General features: G+C 62.8%; 16 protein-coding genes. 1 reads left to right on the forward strand and 15 read right to left on the reverse strand.

What is annotated here, in order from left to right:
- Positions 1-64: 64 nt before the first annotated feature.
- From ftsY to HGEM_RS05655, 15 genes are all read right to left on the reverse strand, one after another.
- Entirely contained in the window at positions 65-976 is a 912-nt protein-coding gene (gene ftsY, locus HGEM_RS05585) for a signal recognition particle-docking protein FtsY (protein ID WP_019128435.1), read from the reverse strand.
- On the reverse strand, positions 976-4512 hold the full coding sequence (smc, locus tag HGEM_RS05590; protein ID WP_019128436.1) for a chromosome segregation protein SMC: 3537 nt from the start codon (positions 4510-4512) through the stop codon (positions 976-978). The genes ftsY and smc overlap by 1 nt, the downstream gene beginning before the upstream one ends.
- A 9-nt stretch (positions 4513-4521) precedes the next feature.
- The gene (rnc, locus tag HGEM_RS05595) at positions 4522-5247 is read right to left on the reverse strand and encodes a ribonuclease III (RefSeq protein ID WP_019128437.1); all 726 of its coding nucleotides are present in this window, start codon (positions 5245-5247) and stop codon (positions 4522-4524) included.
- A 3-nt stretch (positions 5248-5250) separates the two neighbouring features.
- Positions 5251-5496: an acyl carrier protein gene (locus tag HGEM_RS05600; RefSeq protein WP_019128438.1), complete on the reverse strand. Its 246-nt coding sequence runs from the start codon at positions 5494-5496 to the stop codon at positions 5251-5253.
- Positions 5497-5622: 126 nt separating this feature from the next.
- Complete coding sequence (plsX, locus tag HGEM_RS05605) at positions 5623-6642, reverse strand: phosphate acyltransferase PlsX (protein WP_019128439.1); 1020 nt, start codon at positions 6640-6642, stop codon at positions 5623-5625.
- A 79-nt stretch (positions 6643-6721) separates the two neighbouring features.
- Complete coding sequence (gene rpmF / locus HGEM_RS05610; RefSeq protein WP_019128440.1) at positions 6722-6901, reverse strand: 50S ribosomal protein L32; 180 nt, start codon at positions 6899-6901, stop codon at positions 6722-6724.
- A gap of 95 nt (positions 6902-6996) precedes the next feature.
- Positions 6997-7551, reverse strand: a complete 555-nt coding sequence (locus HGEM_RS05615) for a YceD family protein (RefSeq protein WP_019128441.1) — start codon at positions 7549-7551, stop codon at positions 6997-6999.
- Between the two features lie 2 nt (positions 7552-7553).
- Entirely contained in the window at positions 7554-8057 is a 504-nt protein-coding gene (locus tag HGEM_RS05620) for an ATP synthase subunit B family protein (RefSeq protein ID WP_019128442.1), read from the reverse strand.
- Positions 8058-8122: 65 nt separating this feature from the next.
- Positions 8123-8632 carry a pantetheine-phosphate adenylyltransferase gene (gene coaD / locus HGEM_RS05625; RefSeq protein ID WP_019128443.1) on the reverse strand — a complete coding sequence of 170 codons (510 nt, stop codon included), beginning with the start codon at positions 8630-8632 and terminating at the stop codon, positions 8123-8125.
- 117 nt (positions 8633-8749) lie between these two features.
- Positions 8750-9334: a 16S rRNA (guanine(966)-N(2))-methyltransferase RsmD gene (gene rsmD / locus HGEM_RS05630; protein ID WP_019128444.1), complete on the reverse strand. Its 585-nt coding sequence runs from the start codon at positions 9332-9334 to the stop codon at positions 8750-8752.
- Positions 9331-11526: an ATP-dependent DNA helicase RecG gene (gene recG, locus HGEM_RS05635; RefSeq protein ID WP_035100729.1), complete on the reverse strand. Its 2196-nt coding sequence runs from the start codon at positions 11524-11526 to the stop codon at positions 9331-9333. The genes rsmD and recG overlap by 4 nt, the downstream gene beginning before the upstream one ends.
- Positions 11527-11529: 3 nt before the next feature.
- Entirely contained in the window at positions 11530-13200 is a 1671-nt protein-coding gene (locus tag HGEM_RS05640; RefSeq protein WP_019128446.1) for a DAK2 domain-containing protein, read from the reverse strand.
- 47 nt (positions 13201-13247) lie between these two features.
- Positions 13248-13631 (reverse strand): Asp23/Gls24 family envelope stress response protein, encoded by a 384-nt coding sequence (locus HGEM_RS05645; RefSeq protein ID WP_186297433.1) that lies wholly within the window; start codon positions 13629-13631, stop codon positions 13248-13250.
- Positions 13632-13865: 234 nt separating this feature from the next.
- Positions 13866-15680, reverse strand: coding sequence for an ABC transporter ATP-binding protein (locus HGEM_RS05650; protein WP_019128448.1), 1815 nt, complete (start codon positions 15678-15680; stop codon positions 13866-13868).
- Complete coding sequence (locus tag HGEM_RS05655; protein WP_019128449.1) at positions 15680-17992, reverse strand: ABC transporter ATP-binding protein; 2313 nt, start codon at positions 17990-17992, stop codon at positions 15680-15682. The genes HGEM_RS05650 and HGEM_RS05655 overlap by 1 nt, the downstream gene beginning before the upstream one ends.
- 638 nt (positions 17993-18630) lie before the next feature.
- Here HGEM_RS05655 and rpmB point away from each other — a divergent pair.
- Positions 18631-18819, forward strand: a complete 189-nt coding sequence (rpmB, locus tag HGEM_RS05660; protein WP_019128451.1) for a 50S ribosomal protein L28 — start codon at positions 18631-18633, stop codon at positions 18817-18819.
- The last annotated feature ends 345 nt before the right edge of the window (positions 18820-19164 follow it).

The raw sequence follows: 19164 nt of genomic DNA on the forward strand, positions 1-19164 counted from the left end.
TGCGTGCGAGAAATGCGCACCCAGCGCTCAAGAAATCGGATCGAACAGAGAATAGCACGCGTCCCTACTCCCCCACGAGCGCGCGGCAGAAATCGTGAGCGTCGAAGTCCTGAAGGTCCTCGATGCGCTCGCCTACGCCCACGCGGAGAATGGGAAGCTTGAGCTTAGAGGCAACGGCGAGCGCGATTCCGCCCTTGGCAGTGCCGTCGAGCTTGGTCATGATGACGCCATCGAGCCCCAGGGCCTCGTTGAACTCGAGTGCTTGGTTGAGACCGTTCTGGCCGGTCCCGGCATCGAGAACGAGCACCACGTGCACCGGCATGGGCCCCGCCTTGCACTTCTCGGCGCGCTTGCGGGTCACGTTCACGACCTTCGCAAGCTCGCGCATGAGGTCAGCCGAAGTGTGCAAGCGGCCAGCGGTATCGATAAGCACCAGATCAGCTCCCTGCGCGTCGGCCTCGTCGAGCACATCGTAGCAAACGCTCGCGGGGTCCGAGCCGCGGTCGCGCTTGACTACGGGCACGCCGGCGCGCTCTCCCCACACATCGAGCTGCTCGATAGCCGCGGCGCGGAACGTATCGGCCGAACCGATGACCACGCGCTTGCCCGCCTCGTGCGCGGCGGAGGCGATCTTGCCCACCGTGGTTGTCTTGCCCGCGCCGTTGATGCCCACGAAAAGCACGCACGACGGCGTATCGAAGAAGAAATCGTGCTCGGGCTCAACGAACACCTCGGCCAAACGGTCAGCGAGCGCGCCGCGCAGCTGCTGGGCAGTCTTGAGGTTCTTGCGCGCCGCAAGATCGCGCAGGTCGTCGGTTACCTGCATGGAAATCTCGGCACCCATGTCGCCCATGACAAGGGTGTCCTCAAGCTCTTCCCAGAAGCCTTCATCGACCTCGCCGCCGAAGTAGAAGAGCTCATTTAAAGCCTCGCGGCTGCGCTCAAGTCCGCGCGAGAGGGCATCAAACAGACCCATTATGCGTTCACGACCTTTCCGGTTGCCCGATCAAGCTTTTGACTCACGACGCGGCTCACGCCATCGGCCTGCATAGAGACGCCGTAAAGCACGTCCGCATCCTCCATGGTGCGCCTCTGATGCGAGACGACCAGAAGCTGGGTAGTTTTTCGCAGCACATCGATGGCATCGAGGAGCTTCGAGAGATTGGAGTCGTCGAGTGCCGCCTCGACCTCATCCAGCACGTAGAACGGCACCGTGCGCGTCTTGTACACGGCGAAGAGCAGCGCAAGGGCCGTGAGGCTCTTCTCGCCGCCGCTCATGAGCGTCATCTTGGTGATGCGCTTACCGCGCGGCTGCGCGATGACCTCGATGCCCGTCTCGGCGGGGTGCTCGGGATCGGTCATCTCGAGGTGCGCCTGCCCACCCGGGAAGAGCATACCGAAGATCTCTTGGAAGTTCTCGTCCACCTTGCTGAAGGTGGTGAGGAACGCAGAGCGCATCTTACGGTCGATCGCCGCGGTAATCTTGGTGAGGGCTCGGCGAGCGCTCTCGAGGTCGGCGAGCTGCTCCGCGATATAGTCCGCACGCGTGCGCAGGCGCTCGTACTCCTCCATAGCTACCTGGTTCACCGGGCCGAGGTTATTGATCTGCCGGACGAGGCCCGCAAGCTCGCGCTCCGCCGCCTCACGGTCCTCGGGCTCGGGAAGGGTGAGCGCTTCCTCGAGCACGGTGGTACCGTCGGCGGTGATAGCGGAGACTGCGCTCTCCACCTGGACCTCGAGCTTTCCGCGCTCGACGTTGATCTCGTTCTGCGCGGCAACCGCCGCATCCACCTCTTGCTTGGCCGCAGCGACCTGTTCCTTGGCGTCTTCAATGGTCTTCTTGAGCGAGGCGGAATCAGCCTCCTCGAGAGAAGCCTGGTCACGCAGGCGAGCAGCCCATTCCATAGCGCGCTCAAGAAGGGCGGTGTAGCGGTCATGCAGCGGATCGACGCGCAGGCGGAGCACCTCGAGCGACCGCGCAGACTGCGTCGTCGCACGAATACGGCGGTCAAGCCCTTCAAGGCGACGCTCCAACTCCGGGACACGGCTGGTAAGCGAGCGCTTGCGCTCGAGCGCCTGCGCCCTACGGACCCGTGCATCGGCAAGTTCGCCGGCGGCATCGCTATCGGCACGACGAAGACGATCGAGCTCGTCATTCGCCTCGGCGATCTCGTCGGCTAGCTCGCCCGCGTGCGCACGCTCTTCGTCACGCGTGCGCTCAAGCTCCTGGGCGCGCGGTGCAGCCTCACGAGCCTGCTGGGCAGCTTGCTCGCGGCGAGCAGTCAGCTTTGCATGCTCGGCCTCCGCGTTGGCGAGCGTCTGCTCGAGCCGCCCGATTTCCTCGCGCGCAGAGCGCTGTTCGCCCTGAAGGCGCGCAATCTCACTCGAAGCGTCGCGTTCCTCAGCACGCGCCACGTCGAGCGCCGCCTGCGCCTCGCTCACGCTCCGTCCAGCATCGTCGAAAACGGTGGAAAGGTCGGGTTCAAGGTCCTCGAGCTCACGAATGCGCCGCTTGCGCTCAAGAGCGCCGGCCTCGTGGTCCGCAGCGCTGCCAAGACGAACGATGCCGCCGTCGCGCACACGTGCCCCGTCGGGTGTCACATAGAGCACGCCCGGTACCGCGGGCGCTGCGAGGGCCTCTTCAAGCGAATCGACGAGATACACGTGCCCCAGCAAAGCCGCAACGGGAGCAGCATAGCCATCGACCACGGAGAGCTGCTCGACCAAGCGCTTTCCCGCAGCCCCAGCCGCGGGCTCGGGCACATTGATATCGCGCGCGATCAAGGTGGCCTCCCCCGAAGAGGCCGCCCCTCCCTGCATCGAAGCACCAACCGCATTCAAGCCCTCGGCAGAATCCATGACGAGCGCTTCCAGGTCGCCGGAAAGCAGCTGCTCGACCAGGGGCTCCAGCGCCCTTGGGGCCTCGATAAGATCGCCCAGGCGCGCAGAAACCGCACCAGCATGTTCATGCGCGATGCGGGCGGCCAGAGGCGACGCATCCGCAAAGCGTTCATCGAGCTTCTTAAGGCTCGCGAGCTCGGAGCGAACCTCATTCAGGCGGTCGCGCGCATCGGATTCTCGCTTACGGAGCTCCGCCAAGGTGTCCTGAGAGGCTTCGATAGCATCCTTAGCCTCTTCCAATGCTGCTGTCGCATCTGCAAGCTCGGCATCGACTTCCTCGGCACGGACACGACGGGCCTCGAGCGCGGCGCGAACGTTATCCGCCTCATCGTCGATCTGTTCAAGGCGCGAGGCGAACATCGAGTCCTCGAGCTCGGCATTGGAGAGAGATTCCCGAACCTTTGCAAGCTCGAGCGTGGCCTCATCAGCCTTGCGCTGGGCCTCGCGCTGCTCTCGCGTGAGCGCACCGATGCGGCGGTCGAGCTCCTCGCGGCGTGTGCGCGATTCCTGCGCCGCCGGCTCAAGGCGCGCGACGTCGTCTTCCGCCACCGCGAGCGCGGCGCCCACTTCTTCGAGCTTCTCGCGCGCCTCGGCGAGCTCGCTCGCCAAGCGCCGGCGCTGGTGCTCCGACCCGGAAAGCGTGCCCCGCATCTCGGAGAGGCGCGTCACCATGTTGTGGCCCTTTTCCTCAAGCAGGCGCATGTCCGAGTTGAGCCTGCCGATCACATCCTGCATGCGGCGGCGCTGCTCCCCAAGGTCGCCCACGAAGAGCCCTTTTTCCTCGAGCATGACCTGAAGCTTTTCGAGCTCGCGTTCCTTTTCGCCCAAGCGATACTGCGCGAGTTCGAGCGCGGCCGCGGCCTCCTTGGCGCGATGCTCGCACTCTCCCCAGGTTTTCTGCAGGCGGCGCAGCTCGTCCACGGCAAGTATCCGCGTGAGCTCGTTTGCTCGCTCGGTAAGGTCGCGATGTTTGCGGGCGCGGTCCACCTGGCGCTCAAGTGGGCGCAGCTGGCGCGTGATTTCGCGGCTGATGTCGCGGGCACGGGTGAGATGCTCATCCATGCTCTTGATCTTGCGCGCGGCGCGCTCTTTGCGGCGCTTGTGCTTGGAGATGCCCGCGGCCTCCTCGATAAGCGCGCGGCGCTCCTCCGGGCGGCTCTGAAGGATGGAGTCGAGCTTGCCCTGGCTGATGATGGAATGGGTGTCCTTGCCCAGGCCGGAATCGTGCAGGATGTCTTGGATATCCATGAGGCGGCACGGGCTCTGGTTGATGAGGTACTCGCTCTCACCCGAACGGTACATGCGCCGCGTGATGGCAACCTCGTTGAAATCGACGGGAAGCACGTGGTCGGAATTGTCGAGCACGAGCGAGACCTCGGCCACGCCCACGGGTTTGCGCGCCGAGGAACCCGAGAAGATGACATCCTCCATGGCCTGGCCGCGCAGCTGCTTCGCGCTCTGCTCGCCCAAAACCCAGAGGATGGCATCGGAGATATTCGATTTACCCGATCCGTTGGGACCGACGATGACCGTGAGGCCGGGCTCGAAGACCATGTGCGCGCGGTCGGCAAACGACTTAAAGCCCTTCAAGGTGAGCGACTTCAGGTACATGGCGCTCCCCTATCCGTTCCGCGGCGAGACGATACCGCCGTCAGAGGTGTAGCCCATGCGCTCGAGCGCATCGAGCGCTGCGGCTGCCTCGGCCTTCTTCTTCGAAGGACCGGTTCCCTTGCCCTGGCGAGCGCCGTCCACGAGCACCACTGCGGTGAAGATGGGCTCATGAGCCGTTCCGCCGGTACCGACGAGCTTGTAGGCAGGCGGCTCATGATGGTCGCTCTGCACGCATTCCTGGAGGTAGGACTTAGGATTGCTCGGACGCTCGGCGCGATCGGCGGCGAGATGCGGCTCGAGGGTGCGGGTGATGAAGTCCTCGGCCGCGGCGCGCCCGCCATCGAGAAAGAGGGCGCCCACGAGCGACTCGTACACGTTCTCGAGCGCGGAGTGCAGGCCGCGCGCGCCCGTTCCCGTCTCGGAAGCGCCGAAGATGATGCACTGGTCGATGCCGAGCTCTTGCCCCACCTCAGAGAGCATCTGGCCCGAAACGAGCGAAACCTTGAGGCGCGTGAGCCTGCCCTCGTCGAACTGCGGGTAGGCTTGGTAGAGCGCGAGCGCAACGATGGAACCCAGGATGGAATCGCCCAAGAACTCCAAGCGCTCGTATGAGGCCGTAACCGGCTGCCCCTCGACGGCGGAGGGGTGCGTAATCGCGCTCTGCAGCAGGTCACGGTCGTGGAACTTGTGCCCGCAGATCTGCTCTGCGAGCGCGAGTTTTTCTGAGATGAGCAAGGCCTATGCCCCCTGCTGCGTTGCCTCGATGGCATCGATGGCATCCGCGACGGAGGCGATGGCGAGCAGGCGCTCCTCGTCCATCTCGATATCGAACTCATCCTCAAAAGCCGTCACGAGCTGCAGACGGTCGAGCGAATCCGCATCGAGGTCGTCGAAGGTGGTCTCTTCGGTGATCTGATCGATATCGATACCGAGGACATCGCTCGCGATATCGGCAACCTTGTTGAAGATCTCTGTGCGATCCATGCTCGCATCTCCTCTCACCATGCCGGGCACGCCGGCCTCACTATGCGTTCTGATTCTACCCCAGATAGCCGTGGGCTGCCGCCCGAGATCCCGCGCGCAATCACCGCCCCTGGTGACGCTTTCGCGCTACTTGACGATAGAATCCACCGAATCGATCACGTGCTGAATCAGGCCGGCTCGAACGGCATCTGCAGTGGCAAGGGTGCCGTTCTTCACCGCCTCGACGGAAGTTGCGCCATGCCCGATAAGCACCACGCCCTTGAGGCCGAGAAGGATCGCCCCGCCCTTGGCGTCGCCCGATAGCCTCTCCTTGATTGCGTTGAGCTCGCTTTTCACCAAAAGCCCCGCGATCTTGCCCTTAGTGGAGGAAAGCAGGGTGCTCTTGAGCTCCTGAAGGATGAGCTTCGCTGCGCCCTCGGTCGCCTTGAGCGCCACGTTACCGGCAAAGCCGTCGGCAACCACGACATCATAGGAGCCCGAGACGAGGTCCGAGCCCTCGCAGTTCCCCGCGAAACCGGTGAGCCGCTCCTTCATCAGCTTGAAGCACTCCTTGGTGAAATGCGAGCCCTTGGAGTCCTCGGTTCCGTTGGAGAGCAGACCGATTCGCGGGTTCTTGATATCGCAGACCACGCGGGCATACGCAGCGCCCATCTGCGCGAAGCGAAGCATGTCGCCTGGCTCCACATCGGGGTTGGCACCGAGGTCGCAGAAAACGGTGAGGCCGCCCGTGCGGTTAGGCAGCGCGGTGGTGATGCAGGGACGAATGGGGCGCTGCTCGCCCTCGTCCTCATATTTGAACGGCGTGACGTAGGCGGTCGCGGCGGCTGTTACCGCTCCGGTGGCACCAGCGGAGAAGAAACCCTGAACCGTACCCTTCTTGACCGCGCGGCACGCGACAACAATCGACGACTTGCGCTTGCTCATGACCGCCTTGATGGGGTCGTCGCCCATCTCGATGGTATCGGGCGCCACAAGCGGCTCCACGCGATCGCGCTTCTGGGCAAAGGGGACCACGAGCTCCTCGGGGCCCACGGCAAAGACGGTTAGCTCAGCATCGGCCGCAAGCGCGGCATCGATACCATCAAGCACGACCTGCGGCTCCTCGTCCCCGCCCATGACATCGACCGCAACGCACACCTTAGACATGACATATCCTCTCAATAGCGAAATGGCCGACGCAAAGGCCGGCCATATCATGCAGCAACATACTTGCGATGCACCATCGTTACTCGGTAACGATGACTTCGCGATCCTTGTAGTAACCGCAGTTGGGGCACACATGATGCGGAAGCTTCACGGCGCCGCAACGGGGGCAGGTGGAACGAGAGGGGGCATCGATCTTCATATTTGCGGAACGACGGTTATGCGTACGGATGCGTCCCTGCTTTTGCTTAGGTACTGGCATGTTGACCTTCCTTATTACTTCACCTTAAGGCACTGCTTACGCGCAAGCAGTGATAATAGCATACTCGCTGCTCAGATGTATAGTGATTATTTGGATTAGTCGTCAAGCTTGAGGTTTTTGAGCACGGCAAACGGGTTATCGTCGCTCATCGCACGCTCTTCTGCCTCGCGCTCAGCGCAGCCGCACGGCCCTTCGTTGAGATTGGCTCCGCACGTGGGGCACAGTCCCTTGCAATCGGGCCGGCAGAGCACCACGAACGGCGTGTCCATGATGACGGCATCGGCGATGGGGCCCGAAAGATCGATGACGCGCTCAGGGCTCACGACCTCGAAGCCATCCTCATAGGCATCCGGATCGTCGGGCTCTTCGAAAAGGTAATACTCCTGAATCTCACCCGCGATATCGATGTGCGCGGGTTCAAGGCAAAGGTCGCACGCGCCCGTGGCGCCAGCGCGCACGAGCCCTGTCACGAGGACGCCGTCACCCGTATGCGTGAGCACGACATCATAGGAGATGCCGTCATCGAGCGCGAACTCCTTCTCTCCCACCGAATACGAGGGAGCGTCAACGGTGCCCGCAACGGGATAGCTGTCGCCGGGATTCTCGATATGGTCTGCAAGCTCGATGAGCACCGGATCGAAAAGCGCCATGATTACCAAGCGCCGTTCTGGTTGCTGGTGTTCGCACCCTCGTTGAGCTGCTGGCGGCAACGAGCAACGGTGGAGGTCAGGCTCTTGAGGTTCTCCTCGAGATGCGTGAAGACCTGCTCCGCATAATCTTCGGCAGCGTAGCGCGTCTCGCGCTCGTACTGCTGAGCACGGTCGCGAATGTCGTCGGCCTGCTGCTGCGCGAGGCGAACGATCTCCTGCTCGCCAGCGATGGTGAGCGCCTGTTGCTGAGCGTCGGCGATGATGGAATCGGCTTGAGCGGCGGCAGATGCCAGAAGCTCGTCGCGCTCCTTGAGGATGCGACGCGACTTCTGCCACTCTTCGGGATAGCTCATGCGAATCTCGTCAAGAATGTTGAAGAAGACCTCAGTCTCAATCACCTTGAACTGCGCGTTCTTGCCGAACGGCGGCTTGGCCTCTTCGATGATGCCCTCAAGCTCATCGACCAGGCTCTCGATTCTCTCCCCCGGAAAGTTATCGCCCGGCATTCGGTCTCCTTTCATAGGCTGCGAATAAACTGCGATTCAATTTCACATAGTACCACAGAGCGCGATTATCGCTCTTTAAAGCGCTCTTTGAGCGCGGCGTCAACATTCGGTGTGACGAATTCCGACACATCTCCACCAAACGAGGCGATCTGCCGCACGACCGACGACGAGAGATAGCCGTACTGCGGGCTGCTCATCACAAAGATCGACTCGAGGTCCGCGTCGAGACGGTAGTTGAGGTCTGCCTGCTGAAGCTCATACTCGAAATCGGTCATGGCGCGCAGGCCCTTAACCACGGCGCCGGCGCCCACTTCGCGAGCAAGATCCACGAGAAGGCCGGTAAAGGGCACCACCTGAACGTCGTCAAGCCCTTCGCACAGGAGCGCCTCGCGCGCAAGGCTCACGCGCTCATCGAGCGAGAAGGTCGTGCCCACCCCGTTCTTACCAAGCGACTCGGCAACCGCCACCGTAACCTGCGGGCAGATGCGGCGCGCGCGGCGCACGACGTCAACATGACCATAGGTGATGGGATCGAACGTGCCGGGAACGAGCACATGGGTGATGGGATCGGGCATGGAAGCTCCTTGAGAACGGAGGTACAGAACAGGCACGAATGAGACAGTTGTGCCGGGTCATTTTGTCTCTGAGACAGTTGTGCCGGGTCATTTTGTCTCTGAGACAGTTGTGCCGGGTTATTTTGTCTCATCAACAAGCTGGAGGACATCGACCGCGGTGGTGCCATAGCGCTTCTCTCGCACGATCTCGAAGCCCTGCGGGTGCGCCCCAGGAAGATCGGATCGGTGCTCGAACAGGGCGATGGCGCCCGAAGCGAGCAGGTCGTGCGCCGCAAGCGCTTCGAGCAGCGCCTCCGCCGGCTCGGGCCCGAGCGCATAGGGAGGGTCTATGAGCACCGCGTCGAAGGGCCCGCCCGGCACGCGCCCGCGCGATGCTGCGGCGAGCACATCGCCCGTCACCACACGGTAGGTAGAGCGCTCCGCTTTGAGCCCCTCGAGGTTTCGGCGGACAAGCAAGGCGGCCTGCCGATCGCTATCGAAGAACGTGGCATGCAACGCCCCGCGTGAGAGCATCTCGATGCCCAGCGCCCCGGACCCAGCGAACGCGTCGAGCACGCGCGCGCCGCCGATGCCCTCATCGAGGGCAGAATCGAGCACCGAAGCGCACGCCTCGCGCACGCGATCGGTCGTCGGACGCGTTACCTCGCGCCCCCGCGGCTCCTCGATGCGACGGCCTCGCCACATACCGGCAACGATCCTCATCCACCGCTCACCTCCTTGAATACATCTCCATAGCGCCTGACGACCTCGATCCTCAAGGGCATCGTGGCCACCGACGCAAGGTCATGAGCATAGCGCAAGATCTCTTGCGCGTCATCGTGGGCAGCTTGGATAACCTCGACATCCGCCTCGAGGTCAACAAACCGAAGCGTCACCCCGCCGTGCTGCCTAAGGCCCAAGATCTCGCCCTCATGGCGAAGGCGCAGATCGAGTTCGGCGAGCGCGAAGCCGTCGGAAGTGCGCTCTAAAGCCTCCAAGCGCTCCTGGGCGGTGCTTCGCGCGCCGGACTTCTTCGCATGCGTCATGATGAAGCAGCGCCCTGCATCGCGTCCGCGGCCCACACGACCGCGCAGCTGGTGGAGTGTTGCCAAGCCGAAGCGCTCGCCATCCTCGATGACCATCACGGTGGCCTCGGGCACATCGACGCCCACTTCGACCACCGTGGTAGAGACGAGTATCTGCACATCGCCCCGACGGAACGCGTCGATGACCGCATCCTTCTCGTGGTTCGGCATGCGCCCGTGGAGCGCCTCGACGCGCGCCGCGGGAAACGTTCTCCGCACGCGCTCGAGCTCGCGTTCGACGCTGTGCAGCCGAACCTTCGGCGCCGCCTTGCCATCATCCGCGTCGAGCGAGGGTGCCGACCCCGGCACGTCGTCGAGCTCGTCGGTAGAATCGCTCTCCGCCACGAGCGGGCAGATGATGTAGGCGCGCTGCCCGGCCTCGAGCGCTTCGCGCACGGCGCCATAGGCGATATCCCGGTTCGATTCGGTGAGCACGCGCGTCTGGACCCCTGCCCCCGCAACGGGCCGCGTGCGAATAACGCTCGTCTCAAGGTCACCGTAAACCGAGAGCGCAAGGGTGCGCGGAATGGGCGTGGCGGTCATAACGAGCAGGTCGGCGCCGGGACCTTTAGCGCGCAACGCATTCCTTTGGTTCACGCCAAACCGGTGCTGTTCGTCGATGACCACAAGGGTGAGCCGCTTGAAGACGACATCTTCAGAAAGCACGGCGTGGGTACCGAAGAGCACCGTGAGCTCGCCCGAAGCGAGGCGCTCCTCGATGGACGCCCGCTCATCGGCCGGCGTCGCACCAGTGAGCAGCGCCCACGAGATCCCCGCCCGATCGAGCAGTGGGCCGCACTTCACCGCGTACTGCTGAGCGAGCACGCTCGTAGGGGCCATCACGCATGCCTGGGTATGAGAGTCGGCGACCGCGGCGAGCGCCATGCACGCGACGGCCGTCTTGCCCGTACCCACGTCGCCCAGAAGAAGCCGGTTCATGACATGACCGGCTTCGGCCATGTCGTTAAGTATCTCGCCCACGGCGCGCTCCTGCTCATCGGTGAAGGAGAACGGCAGCGCGTCGCGCAAAGCAGCAACGCGCGCGCCAGGCACATGCGCGACGGGGTGAACGTCGAGCAGGTTGGCATCGTTGCGAAGGCGAAGCGCGAGCTGCAAGAAGAGGAGCTCATCATAGGCTAGGCGCTGCCGGGCCTCGTCGCGCTCATCGAATGAGGTCGGAAAATGAATGGAGCGGAGCGCGCGGGAGACGCTCATGAGGTGTCGGCGTGCACGGATGCGAGCGGGCAGAGCATCGACAAAGCCGTCGGTGCGCTCCAAGGCGCCCGAAACGATCCTCCGCATCCAGGCAACGGAAATGCCCTCCCCCACCGGATGCACCGGCATGATGGAGCCCGACTGCGCGCGCTCGTCGAGCTTCTCGAAATGAGGCGAGCTCATCTGCTTGAACCCGTAGGCGAATTCGACCTTGCCCATGAGTGCGAGGCGATCGCCGGGCTTGATGTCGCGCGCAAGCCATGGCTGCTTGAAGAATGCCGCCTGGATCACGCCCGTTTCGTCGATAAGCGAAACCTCGACCACGCTGAGCCGCGGGCGCGGGTGCTTCTCCACCACGCGATCGACGGTAGCGACGATGGTCGATACCTCGCCAAGCGGGGCATCTTCAACGGTATAGGCATGTGAGAAATCGAGGTAGCGACGCGGTATATGGAGAAGGAGGTCGCCCACGCGTTCGATCCCCAAACGCCTGAGCGCCTCCTCGCGAGCTCCAGATACATATTTTAGGCGCGACACATCCTCATCGAGCGCGCTAGCCCGAAGCAGGCGCGCGTGCGCCGGCGACAAGGCATAGCTACGCTGAGGCGCGGCCACGATCTACTCGATCGAGAAAATCACCGGATAGAGCGGCTGCTCCCCACGGTGCGAATCGATCTCGAGGTCGGGCTGGGCCTCCTCGATGGCGGCGAGGATGTCCTCGAAATCCTCGTCGGAGAGATCCGCGCCAGCGAGAATGGTGAGCGAGTCGCCCTCCTCATCTTCCTGCATGCGGTTGATGCACTCAAGCGTAACCTGCTTGACGTCGGACCCGACCACATCGATCGACCCGCCGATGATGCCCATGACATCGCCAGCGTGGATGGGAGAGCCGTCGGACGCCTGGCTATCGCGCACGGCCGAGGTAACCTCGCCATCGCGCACATCCTCGAGGGCCTCGGTCATAGCCTCGACCGCATCCTCAAGCGAAGAATCCGGGAGCACGGCGAAGAGCGCCGAGAACGCCTGCGGCACGGTCTTCGTAGGAACGACCGCAACCTGCTTGTCGGTGCAGGCGGTCGCAGCGGCCTCGGCCGCCATGCGAATGTTGCCGTTGTCGGGCAGGATGATCACGGCCTCGGCGTTGACCTTCGAGACGGCATCGAGAAGGTCGGCCGTGCTCGGGTTCATGGTCTGTCCGCCCGAGACCACCACGTCGACGCCGAGCGACTCGAGGATCTCGGCCTCGCCGGAACCGGCCGCCACCGCAACGAAGCCGAGCGGCTTGGCAGGCTCTGCAGGCGCCGCATCCTGGTCCTCGTGGATCTTGGCGGTGCGCTCGCGCGACTCCATATCCATGTTGTGGATGAAGACCTCGTAGATCTGGCCGAGCTGCAGCATGTGCTCGAGCACGAGGTTCGGGGTATTGGAATGAACGTGGATCTTATAGTCGGGATAGGCGCCCACGAGAAGCTCGCAATCGCCCATGGACGCGAGGAACTGGAGGCACTCCTCCTCGTCGAAGGGGGCATCCGCCTTGAAGAGGAACTCGTTGCAGTACCGGTACTCAGAGCCCTCCCAGTCGTCGTTCGCTTCGATCTTCACGCGATCGAGCGCACCCTCGCGAGCGCTATCGGCGGAGGCATCGAAGGTGGCGGCGAAGTCCTCGGTCTTGACAGCGGTGCGCCCGAGGGCGGCGGCCACGAAATTCTCAAGGAAGATGGCGAAGCCGAACGCGCCGGAGTCCACCACGCCGTTCTCCTTGAGCACGGGCAGCAGGTCGGGCGTGCGCGCGACGGACTGATACGCCTCGACCACGATGGCGTCGAGTGTATCCTCGACCGACTCGCGAGCCTTGGCGCAAGAATCGGCCTTGGTGGAGATATCGCGCAGCACGGTCAGGATCGTGCCCTCGACCGGCTTGCGCACCGCCTTGAAGGCGACCTTCACGGCGTTGCGGAGCGCAGCGGCCACATCGGCAGACGTCGCAGGGTCCGTCGCGTCGACGAGCCCCTCGGCAACGCCGCGCAGGATCTGCGAGGTGATGACGCCAGAGTTTCCGCGCGCGCCCATGAGCGAGCCGTGGGTGATGGCGCCGGCGATGGCCTCCATATCGGCATCGGCGGGAAGGCTGCTGAGCTCCTTCACCACCGAGGCGAGCGTGAGCGACATATTGGTTCCGGTATCGCCATCGGGCACGGGGAACACGTTGAGCTTGTTGATGTCCTCTGCCTTGTCAGAGACCGCGGCGGCCGCAATGGGAAAGCAGGTTCGAATGGTCTTCGCAATCATGTGGGATATCTCCGTTGGTTCTAGCCAGGGTACGTACCGCCCGGCGTTTAGCCGAGGTTCTTGAGCGCGTCGATATGGATGACGACCTTCAACTTGGCGGGGTCGATCTCTGCGATCTCCTGCAGCGTGAAGGCGACCGCGCTGGAAAGGTTCTCGCACACGGACTTCATGTTCACGCCGCTCTCGAGCACCACGTGCAAATCGACGGCGAGCCCCTCCTCGGTGTTGGAGACAAGCACGCCCTTGCGCAGGCGCTGGCCGGCAAGCAGGCGCACGCTCTCGGCACCCTGCAGCTGCTCGGCCATGCCAACCACGCCATAGCAAGACATGGCAGCGTAGCCGGCGATATCGGCAATGACATCGTTAGAAACGCTCAGGCTTCCGGACACTGTATCAGGCACGGGAATCTCCTTATCTGATGCACAGCGCATCGGTTTCACGAGTAATCCCCTGTATCTTACTACGAGTTTGGAACCCATGCTGAAAATGCACGCCATGCAAAATCAGGACAGAGGGAATATTGCAAAATCATGCAAAATCAGGACAGAGGGAATATTGCAAAATCAGGACAGAGGAAATTTCACCTCCCCTGCCCTCGCTGACGTAAAACCAGGACAGGGGAAATGTTACGTCCCCCGCCCTGGTTGTCTCATGATCTGCGCCCGCTATTCCTCGGGCTCGCCATCCTCGAACTGCGAATTATAGAGCTCAGCGTAGAAGCCGTTCTTGGCAAGGAGCTCGTCGTGCGTGCCAGATTCCACGATGTCGCCGTCGCGCAGCACCAAGATTACGTCGGCATTGCGGATGGTGCTCAAGCGGTGCGCGATCACGAAGCTCGTGCGGCCCTGCATGAGGGCGTCCATGGCGCGCTGGATGCGCTCCTCGGTGCGCGTGTCCACGTTGGAAGTTGCCTCGTCCAGGATGAGGATGGGGCGGTCAGCGATGAACGCGCGCGCGATGGTGAGAAGCTGCTTCTGGCCCTGGCTCACATTGGAGGCGTCCTCGTTGAGCTCGAAGTCGTAGCCGCCGGGGAGCGTCCGGATGAAATGGTCCGCGAGCGCGGCGCGCGCGGCAGCGTGCACCTCATCATCCGAGGCGGACGCCCTGCCATAGCGGATGTTCTCCATGATGGATCCCTTAAAGAGCCACGTATCCTGCAGGACCATGGCGAAGTTCTCGCGCAGGTCGTCGCGGGCGTAGTCGCGCAGGTCCACGCCGTCCACGGTAATGGACCCGGCGTTCACGTCGTAGAAGCGCATGAGAAGCTTCATGAGCGTGGTCTTGCCCGCGCCCGTGGGCCCTACGATGGCAACGGTCTGGCCCGGCTCCACATGGCAGCTGAAATCGTGGATGATGGTCTTGTTTGGAACATACCCGAAGCGCACGTGGTCGAATGCGACCTCTCCGCGGCAGCGGGGCAGCTCGGGCGTGGACGCATCGGCAGATTCCTCGGGCTCGGCCAAGAACTCGAATACGCGCTCGGCTGCAGCCGAGAGCATCTGAAGCATGTTCGACACCTGGCTAAGCTGCGTGATGGGCTGCGTGAAGTTGCGCACATACTGCATGAAGGCCTGGATATCGCCCAGGTTGATGGTGCCGGCAATAGCCAGGAATGCGCCTACGATAACCACCGCCACGTAGGCGAGGTTCGCCACGAAGTTCATGATCGGCTGCATGAGGCCGCTGAAAAACTGCGCCCGCCAGCCCGAATCAAAGAGGTTGGCGTTCTCCACATCGAAATCGGCCACGGCGCGCTGCTCGCGATTGAACACCTTGATGACGTTCTGGCCCGAGAAGCTTTCCTCGATGATGCCGTCCACGCGGCCCAAGATGGCCTGCTGGCGGCGGAAATACCGCTGCGACGAGCGCACGACGACCACCACGAGCACGAGCGAGACGGGCACCGTGAGGAAGGTGAGGCCCGCGAGCGTCACCGAGACCGAAACCATCATGACGGCGACGCCGATGATCTGCGTCACCGAGGTGATGAGCTGGGTCACGCTCTGGTTGAGCGATTGGCCGAGGGTGTCCACGTCGTTGGTCACGCGGCTCATAACGTCGCCGACCGAGTTCGTCTCGAAGTAGCTGAGCGGCATGCGGTCGATCTTCTCGACGATCTCCCTACGCATGCGATAGCACACGCGCTGGGTCAGGCCGGTCATGATCCAGCCCTGGACGAAGTTCATAGCCGCACTCGTCACGTAAAGGCACAGGAGCCCGGCCAGAATGTAGCCGATCTTGATGAAGTCGATACCGCCCGTGCCGGTGACCTTCGCAGCAAGGCCCTGGAAGAGCTCGGTCGTGGCCTGGCCCAGAATGCGGGGGCCGAGCACGTTGAACACCACCGACGCGACGGCGCAGACGATAGCGATGATGAGCGCGATGCGCTCGTGCGCGATATAGGCGACGAGCTTCTTGATGGTTCCCTTGAAGTCCTTCGCGCGCTCAGACGCGGGACCGCGTCCCATGGGGCCCGGCATCAGCGCTCACCTCCTTCCAAAGCGTTGGCTTCCAAGGCAGAGGTCTCGGTTGCCGCATCGTCGAGGCCAAGCTCCTTCGAAGAGAGCTGGCTCTTCGCGATCTCGAGGTACTCGGGGCAGGAGCGCAGAAGCTCTTCATGCGTGCCGCGGCCCACGATGCGGCCATCGTCGAGCACGAGGATCTCATCGGCGTGCATGATGGTCGCGATGCGCTGCGCCACGATCACGATGGCGGCGTCTCCCGCGCGGTCGGCAAGCTCCTGGCGCAGCACGGAATCGGTCTTGTAGTCGAGCGCGCTGAAGCTGTCGTCGAACACGAGCACGCGCGGACGGATGGCGAGCGCGCGGGCGATGGAAAGGCGCTGGTTCTGGCCACCGGAAACGTTGGAGCCGCCCTGGCTGATGGGGCTCTCGTACGCATCGGGCTTGCCCTCGATGAACTCCGTCGCCTGGGCGATCTGAGCTGCCTCGACCATATCGGCATCGGGCATGGAGGGGTCGCCGTACTTGATGTTGCTCGCTATGGTGCCGCTGAAGAGCATGCGCTTCTGCGGAACGTACCCTATGGTGCGGCGCAGCTCCTCGAGGCCGATCCTTCTGATGTCCACGCCATCGAGCGTGATGGAACCCTCCGTGACATCGTAGAGGCGAGGGATAAGCTGCACGAGGGTGGATTTGCCGCATCCCGTGGAGCCGATGATGGCGCAGGTCTTGCCCGGCTCGGCCGTGAAGCTGATGTGCTCCAAGGTGGGTTCCTCGGCATCAGGATAGGTGAACGTCACGTCGTTATAGGAGATGACGCCGCGCCACCCCTCGCCGTGCTCACGAGACACGCGATCGGCGGGCGCGGGGTCCTCAATGCTGGAATGGCAGGCAAGGACCTCTTGGACGCGCTCCGCCGCCACGTCGGCGCGCGGCAGCATGACCGAGATCATCGTGAGGATCATGAAGCTCATGATCACCTGCATGACGTAGTTGATATAGGCCATGAGGTCGCCCACCATGAGGTTGCCCGCGTCGACGCCTTGCCCGCCGAACCACACGATGCCGACGGTCGTGGCATTCATCACGATGAGCATCATGGGCATGAGCGCCGCCATGCACCGGTTGGTGAAGATATAGGTGTTGGTGAGCTCGCGGTTCGCCTTGTCATAGCGTTCCTGCTCGTAGCTCTGGCGGCCGAAGGCGCGAACGGGCATGATGCCCGTCACGATCTCGCGTGCGACCAGATTGTTGCGGTCCACCAGGCTCTGCATGCGGCGGAACTTGGGCATGGTGATGCCCATGAGGATGCCGATGGTGATGGCGATGACCAGGATTGCAACCACGAGGATCCACTCGAGCCCGGTTGGTGTGGTGAGCACGCGCACCACGGCGCCGATGCCCATGCAGGGCGCGAAGAGCACGATGCGCAGGCACATCACGAGGACCATTTGGATCTGCTGAATGTCGTTTGTTGCACGCGTGATGAGCGACGCAGCGGAGAACTTCTCCATTTCCGCAGGCGAGAACGACAGCACGCGCTCGTAGAGCTGGTGGCGAAGGTCGCGCGCGATCGCGGCCGAAGTCTTCGACGCGTTGAACGCCGCGAGGATGGCGCAGAGCGCCGAGAGCAGCGCGTAGGCGAGCATGGTGAGACCCTCGGAGAAGAGATAGGATGTCTGGACGTCGTTCAGGTCCAGGCCGGCATCGCGGTAGACATCCTTCACGTATTCGATGGCGCGGCCCTCGATGATGGTATCGCCCTGATCGCCGAGGGAATCGACGAGCTGCGCGCGCATCTGCGCGAAGCTGCCCGCCTCCACCGTGACGGCATGCCCGGCCTCGGCAGACAAGTACCCTTCAACCATGCCGACGAGTTCGTCGAGGTCGATGGTATCACCGAACTGAGCCTTGAGGGCATCGAACGCCGGCATGCCCTCGGCCGCCTCGGCGGAAGCGAAGTCCTCCACCGCAATACCTTGGTTGATCTGGTAGACGAGCATCTCGGCCTCGGCCATTTCGCCCTCAATCGCGGCACGGTCGTCGTCTGTGCCAACGAAGGTGCGCACGCCGCCCGCATCGGGCCCGCTGTAGAACGCATCGACCTGGCTTGCAACGTCCTTATCGAGGAATAGCTCGACATCTGCGAGGTCGCTCTCGGTGATCTGATCCGGAACGGCGCTCTCGATGCCGCCCTGGCTGATGCCCACGTCTACAATGTTGCTCATGAGCCCAGGCAGGGTCAGTTCGCAATTGGCCTGCATGAATAGCAGCACCAACGCGATGAGGAAGTTGACCCCGTGCCCTTTGAGGAACTTGAAGATCTTCAACGGCCCATCCCTTCCGTTGCCGTGCGCCGGGCCATCTTCCCGCCGCATGCCTCGCGACGGCCTATGAGCCCAGACGCTCGAAGGGCGCCCGCAGGCACCCTCCTCTTCTCGTATATATATGTGTGTAGAGTTGCCGCGTGCGAACCAGGCAGCACACCTGTCGCACGCCCTACCCCTCCGCGCACGTGGAGGATGTTGTACCCCATCGATTTCGAAAATGGGTTGTCGCGGGAAAGCTTTGGGCACCCTTCATACAATTTTCATTCATGAGGTACCGAACGGAATACGTATTTGCGGACAGCATCGTGCCTGGGCACGATGCGCCGCGTGGCATGTGAACGGCCGCGAAAGGGATCGCCTGTAGATATCTATATAAGAAGGCGAACATGACGCTCATGGAGGTTCGCCCCGAAGAGCTCGCGAATCACGTCCTGCTGGACCTCGCCCGGGAGGCAAGCATAGCGCTCATGGAGGTTCGCCCCGCCTGTTGACGGCGCTTGGCGGTACGCGTAGCATGTACGCGGGCAAAATGCTGGAATTTGTTCGTGAAGATTACTCGCATTTCCAGTGTTCTGTGCTATAGTTCCTATCTGTTTGATTAAGTGGGTAGTTCCAGACCGCCCAAGGAGGGTTTCGATATGTCCAAAGTTTGCGAAGTCTGCGGTAAGCACCCCGTTGCTGGTCGCTCCATCAGCCACTCCCACCGCGTGACCAACCGTAAGTTCCGTCCCAACATCCAGCGCGTGTACTGCGTGGTCGATGGCCAGCGCAAGAAGATGAACGTGTGCACCAACTGCCTCAAGTCCGGCAAGGTGGCCCGCTCCTAAGTGCTCTGGCGTCGCAGAGGCGGCGCTCCCCTTCTTGGGAACATATATGCATGCAAGGCGCCCTTCGGGGCGTCTTTTTTGTTCGCTCCCCACGGGCAAATATGATCGTCGCCTCCAGCAGGCAAATATGATCGTCGCTCCCCCGCAGGCAAAGCACGACGATGCCGCGCGCGGACAAAACGGACTTCGCACACCACAAAAAACGGACCCGGCGCGCCACAAAACGGACTTCGCGCACCACCAAAATTGGCTGAACCCGGGATTTCGACCCCACCCAAATACATAGTTTCAACTTTTGGGCACTTCATCACGAACCCGACAAGCACACAAAGAACGCCGCAAAAA

Source organism: Enorma massiliensis phI, assembly GCF_000311845.1.
Lineage (GTDB): Bacteria > Actinomycetota > Coriobacteriia > Coriobacteriales > Coriobacteriaceae > Enorma > Enorma massiliensis.